General features: G+C 67.9%; 5 protein-coding genes and 1 tRNA gene. 3 read left to right on the top strand and 3 right to left on the bottom strand.

The features are described from left to right. Positions 1-331: 331 nt before the first annotated feature. On the bottom strand, positions 332-967 hold the full coding sequence (gene sodC, locus AC2VOP_RS21050) for a superoxide dismutase[Cu-Zn] (protein WP_486962766.1): 636 nt from the start codon (positions 965-967) through the stop codon (positions 332-334). Between the two features lie 143 nt (positions 968-1110). On the opposite strand from sodC, the gene dnaG reads away from it, so the two are divergent. Further along, the gene (gene dnaG, locus AC2VOP_RS21045; protein ID WP_486962765.1) at positions 1111-3042 is read left to right on the top strand and encodes a DNA primase; all 1932 of its coding nucleotides are present in this window, start codon (positions 1111-1113) and stop codon (positions 3040-3042) included. A 25-nt stretch (positions 3043-3067) separates the two neighbouring features. Here dnaG and AC2VOP_RS21040 read toward each other — a convergent pair whose 3' ends face one another. Then, a complete protein-coding gene (locus tag AC2VOP_RS21040; protein ID WP_486962764.1) occupies positions 3068-3322 on the bottom strand; it encodes a hypothetical protein in 255 nt (84 codons plus the stop codon). A 154-nt stretch (positions 3323-3476) separates the two neighbouring features. Between AC2VOP_RS21040 and AC2VOP_RS21035 the strand changes: the two genes are divergently transcribed. After that, positions 3477-3549: transfer RNA gene (locus AC2VOP_RS21035), tRNA-Asn, on the top strand. Positions 3550-3635: 86 nt separating this feature from the next. On the opposite strand, the gene AC2VOP_RS21030 is transcribed toward AC2VOP_RS21035, so the two are convergent. Next, positions 3636-4022, bottom strand: a complete 387-nt coding sequence (locus AC2VOP_RS21030) for a hypothetical protein (protein WP_486962763.1) — start codon at positions 4020-4022, stop codon at positions 3636-3638. Between the two features lie 96 nt (positions 4023-4118). Between AC2VOP_RS21030 and AC2VOP_RS21025 the strand changes: the two genes are divergently transcribed. Next, on the top strand, positions 4119-4707 hold a 589-nt coding region (locus AC2VOP_RS21025), incomplete at its 3' end, for an esterase-like activity of phytase family protein (protein WP_486962767.1).

Raw genomic sequence — 4707 nt, 5'->3', positions numbered from 1 at the left:
TGGCAGCGCCCCTATAAAAACGTCACCCGTCATCTGGGGGTACCACCCGCTTGCGGGGGAGCCGCGGCCACGGTGATCGGGCGTCGCGCCCAAGGCTTCACGGCCCGGCGACGGGAAGGTGTGACAGCGTCGCGACCGGAGGATCGCGCGGTGAGAGCTGCCAACCAGACCGGACCAGGCAGCCAACAGGTGAGCACCGGTAGCCGACACCGGCCAAGGATGCGAGGAACCGAATCTCGCCCGCCTCGCCGGAACGTACGCGGCGATCCGGGCCGGGCAACCGTTACCCCGGCAACAGTTGGCCAACAATGACCAACATCAAATGTAACGGTCACCCGGTGCCGATAACGCCGCACGCGACTCGCTTTTCGGCGTCGCCGGTGTATTCGGCGCCGTGCAGCATGAGCGCGGTCTTGCTACCTGCCAACAAGTCGTCTTTGGTGAATGCATCGGTGGTGGTCACCAGCAGCGCAGCGCCGTCGTCGCGCGTTTGCAGGGAACTCAGATCGCCGCTGGCGGGCATCCCGGTGTGCCCGGGCGCTTGGTAATGCTCACCGGCGGAGAGAAAGTCTCCGGGCGGGCCACCGCCCGGGGCAACCGAGTTGGGCTCACATCTGCCCACCGAGTGGACGTGCATGTGGTGCAAACCCGGTGCCAGGATGCCGGTGGCGACCGTCTTCACGGTGACGGTGGCATAACCGTTGGCGAACTCGAAGGTCGCGGTGGCCACCGGCCGGCCCTCGGCGGTCTTCAGCTGAGCCGTCAGTGTTTCGGCGCCGGGCACGGTGCCGGGCTCGGTGCTGGGCACGGCGCTGGTCGCCGAGGCCTGGCCGGTAGGCGAAGCCGCGGGCGAGTGGATCGGCGGCACGGTTCCCGGCTCGCTGCTCGGATGCTGGTGGTTACCGCACGCGCCCATGGCGACCACACAAACAGACAACAAGGCGGCAACGGTTGCGGGCTTGGCCATGCCCGAATCCTAGCCGGTAACGGCCCTGGTCACCTGAGCAGCGAGCTGGCTGGCAGCACCGGCGGATTCAAAAGTGCTCGGCTCGCTGCACCGGCCGCTGCGCGGCGGGTACCGGCCCGGTCGCGACGCTCTACACTGAGCCGGTGCCCGGCCGCATCCCCGATCGCGATATCGCCGCGATCCGCGAACGTGTCCGGATCGACGAGGTCGTCGGCGACTACGTCCAGCTCAGACGCGCCGGCGCCGATTCGCTCAAAGGCCTGTGCCCCTTCCACAACGAGAAATCGCCGTCGTTTCACGTCCGGCCCAACCAGGGCCACTTCCACTGCTTCGGCTGCGGCGAGGGCGGCGACGTGTATGCGTTCGTGCAGAAGATCGAGCATGTCAACTTCGTGGAGGCGGTCGAGCTGCTTGCCGACCGGGTCGGCTACACCATCACCTACACCGGGGCGGCGGCCACCAGCATCCAGCGCGACCGCGGCAGCCGCAGCAGGTTGATCGCCGCCAACACCGCCGCCGTCGACTTCTACGCGGCGCAACTGGATTCCGACGAAGGTGCCCCTGCCCGCAAGTACCTGGCCGAACGCAACTTCGACACCACGATGGCCAGGCACTTCGGCTGCGGATTCGCCCCGCCCGGCTGGGATAGTCTGACGAAACATCTGCAGCGCAAGGGTTTCGAGTTCAACGAGCTGGAAGCAGCCGGCCTTTCCCGCCAGGGCCGCCACGGGCCGATGGACAGGTTTCACCGTCGGCTGCTGTGGCCCATCCGCACGTCGGCCGGAGAGGTTATCGGCTTCGGGGCGCGTCGGCTGTTCGACGACGATCCGATGGAAGCCAAATACGTCAACACCCCGGAAACCGTGCTGTACAAGAAGTCCCACGCGCTGTTCGGTATCGACCTGGCCAAACGTGACATCGCCAAGGGCCATCAGGCTGTTGTCGTCGAGGGCTACACCGACGTGATGGCGATGCACGCCGCCGGGGTCACCACCGCCGTCGCGGCCTGCGGCACCGCGTTCGGCGACGAGCACCTGGCGATGCTGCGGCGACTGATGATGGACGACAAGTTCTTTCGAGGCGAGCTGATCTACGTGTTCGACGGCGACGAAGCGGGGAAGGCGGCGGCACTGAAAGCGCTCGACGGCGAGCAGCACCTGGCCGGGCAGTCGTTCGTCGCGGTGGCCGTCGACGGCATGGATCCGTGCGATCTGCGGCTGGCGCACGGCGACGCGGCGCTTCGCGACCTGGTGGCACGACGAACCCCGTTGTTCGAGTTCGCAATTCGCACCGCTCTGGCACAGATGGATCTAGACAGCGCCGAAGGTCGGGTGGCGGCGCTGCGCCGCTGCGTGCCGATGGTCGCCCAGATCAAGGACTCCACGCTGCGCGACGAGTACGCACGCCAGCTCGCCGGCTGGGTCGGCTGGGACGATGTCGCTCAGGTGATCGGCCGAGTGCGCGGTGAAGTCAGACACCGGAGAAGCCCCGGTCGCCGCGCCTCCCGAGCAGCGCAGGCCGCGGCGACTCGCGGCGACGTGGCACCAGCACCGGACGCACCCGCGGTGTTGCATCCCGACCCGGCCGACCCGACGCTGTGGCCGCAGCGCGAGGCGCTCAAGGCGGCGCTGCAGTGCCCGGCGCTGGCCGGGCCGGTGTTCGACACGCTGACCGCCGACAGCTTCACCCACCCCGGCTACGCCGCCGTCTACGCGGCCATCGACATGGCCGGTGGGACGGGCTCGGGAGCCACGGGTGCCATCGGTGGGGAGTGGATCGAGACGGTACGCCGGAAAACCACGTCGGCGCCGACGGCGAGCCTGATCAACGAGCTTGGCGTGGAGGCCATCCGGGTCGACGAAGACAAACTCCCGCGCTACGTCGCAGGGGTGCTGGCCCGGCTGCAGGAAGTGTGGATGGGCCGCCAGATCGCCGAGGTCAAATCCAAGTTGCAGCGCATGTCACCGGTCGAGCAGAGCGACGAGTACCACGCGCTCTTCGGTGACCTAGTCGCGATGGAGGCTTATCGGCGCAGCCTGCTGCAGCAGGCCAGCGGCGACGATCTGACCGCGTGAGTGAGCCGGGCCGGGTCAGGCCGGGTCAGCTCTCGTCGGGGTGTTGTGGTTCGACGACGCTGGTGCCGTCCCCGATCTCGGTGATCTCGGTCAGCTCCACCATCTTTGGCTCGGGGGAGATCCTGTTGGCGATGGCCCGGCGCCCTCGATATATCACCGACTGGGAGACCGGGCTGCTGGTCAGCGCACGATAGGTGCCGACGATCTGCTCGTAGCGGCGCCGGCCCGCCTTCGCGCCCAGCACGTAACCCAGCCCCAGCACGGCGACATACCCGATCACAGCGGTTCCTCCAGAAGACGGTGCGGTGGATCCCTCGGATCCCTCCATCCTGCCTCACGGCCGACCCGCGTGTATTTGGGCTGGCCTGACCCCGTCGTTGTGCTGCCGATGCGCTAGAGTCGTCCGCAGTCCGCATGGACAGTTGGATAAACAGTCCCCTGTAGCTCAATTGGCAGAGCATTCGGCTGTTAACCGAAGGGTTGGTGGTTCGAGTCCACCCGGGGGAGCACCTGTTGAAGCGTGCCGCGTCACATGATCGAGAACTGCTCTGCCAGCGCGATGGTCTCGCCGTCGGCCGAGGCCTGGGGGTCCGTCAGTCGAGCCTGGGGAGCACAGCCGGACCCGGTGGCTGCTGCGGCTGCTGCGGCTGCTGAGGTTGCCGAGGTCTCGGCTGCTGCTTGGCCGCCTGGGCCTGTGCGATCGCGGTGATCAGCGGGTTGGCGGCCATCATGTCTCGGCGCTCTTCGTCGGTCATCTGGTAGAACGCCCACGCTCCCCAGGCGGCCGGCCGAATGTAGAGGGTGACCTGCTGGCGGCGCGGGCTGTGAAAGACGGCCGGGACCACGACCGTGTGATCGGCGGCCCCCGCGTCGGCCATCTCCTGGGCGATCTGTTCGACGTCGGCTGACTCGTGCAGTTCGTAGGTCGGTGACTGGCCGGCCTTGTTGGGCGGTCCTTGCAGCCCGAGGAACCACGCCATGCTGCTACTCCTTTGATCGGCTTGTCGCCTCGACAGCCTACTGGCAGGCCGTAAGCTCGAGACGTGGCACCTGCGCCGATGGCCACAACACTGTTGATGTGCACGTTGTGCCTGGCCGGGTGCGCGCCGACGCGTACCGCCCCGGCTCAGCCGGCGCTGACCTATCTCGGCCAGGCGCGGATCGCCCCGGGTGCGACATTCGACAGCACCGTCATCGGCGGGCTGTCCGGCATCAGCTACGACCCTGGCCGCGACCGCTACTACGTCATCAGCGACGACCGTTCCGCGAAAAACCCAGCCCGGTTCTACACGGTGCGAATCATCTTGTCCGGCAACCGTATTGACGAATTAGCTGTCACTGGCACACACCCGCTGCTGGACGAGGACGGCCGCCCGTTCGGCCCGCTCGCGCTGCGCAGGTCGCCGCCGGTCGTGCCGCCCGACCCGGAGGGCATCGCCTTCGACGCGCGCCGGCAGCGGCTGTATTGGTCATCGGAGGGCGAGCGGCTCACCGACACCCCGGTCGGTCCGGTGCTAGCTGACCCGTGGGTGCGGATCGCCGGGCTTGACGGCAGCTACCTGGGCCGGTTCACCATGCCGGCCAATCTGGCCATGTCGACGCAGCGCAGCGGGCCGCGACGCAACAACGCGCTGGAGGGGCTGACGCTGACCCCCGACGGCCGAG

Source organism: Mycobacterium sp. TH-M106 (assembly GCF_057473765.1).
The sequence above is the reverse complement of the archived record's forward strand: the minus strand, read 5'-3'. Positions and strand labels throughout refer to the sequence as shown.

Excerpts from the sequence above, each read along its gene's own strand:
- sodC (WP_486962766.1), bottom strand. The coding sequence starts at position 967 with ATGGCCAAGCCCGCAACCGTTGCCGCCTTGTTGTCTGTTTGTGTGGTC.
- AC2VOP_RS21030 (WP_486962763.1), bottom strand. The coding sequence starts at position 4,022 with ATGGCGTGGTTCCTCGGGCTGCAAGGACCGCCCAACAAGGCCGGCCAG.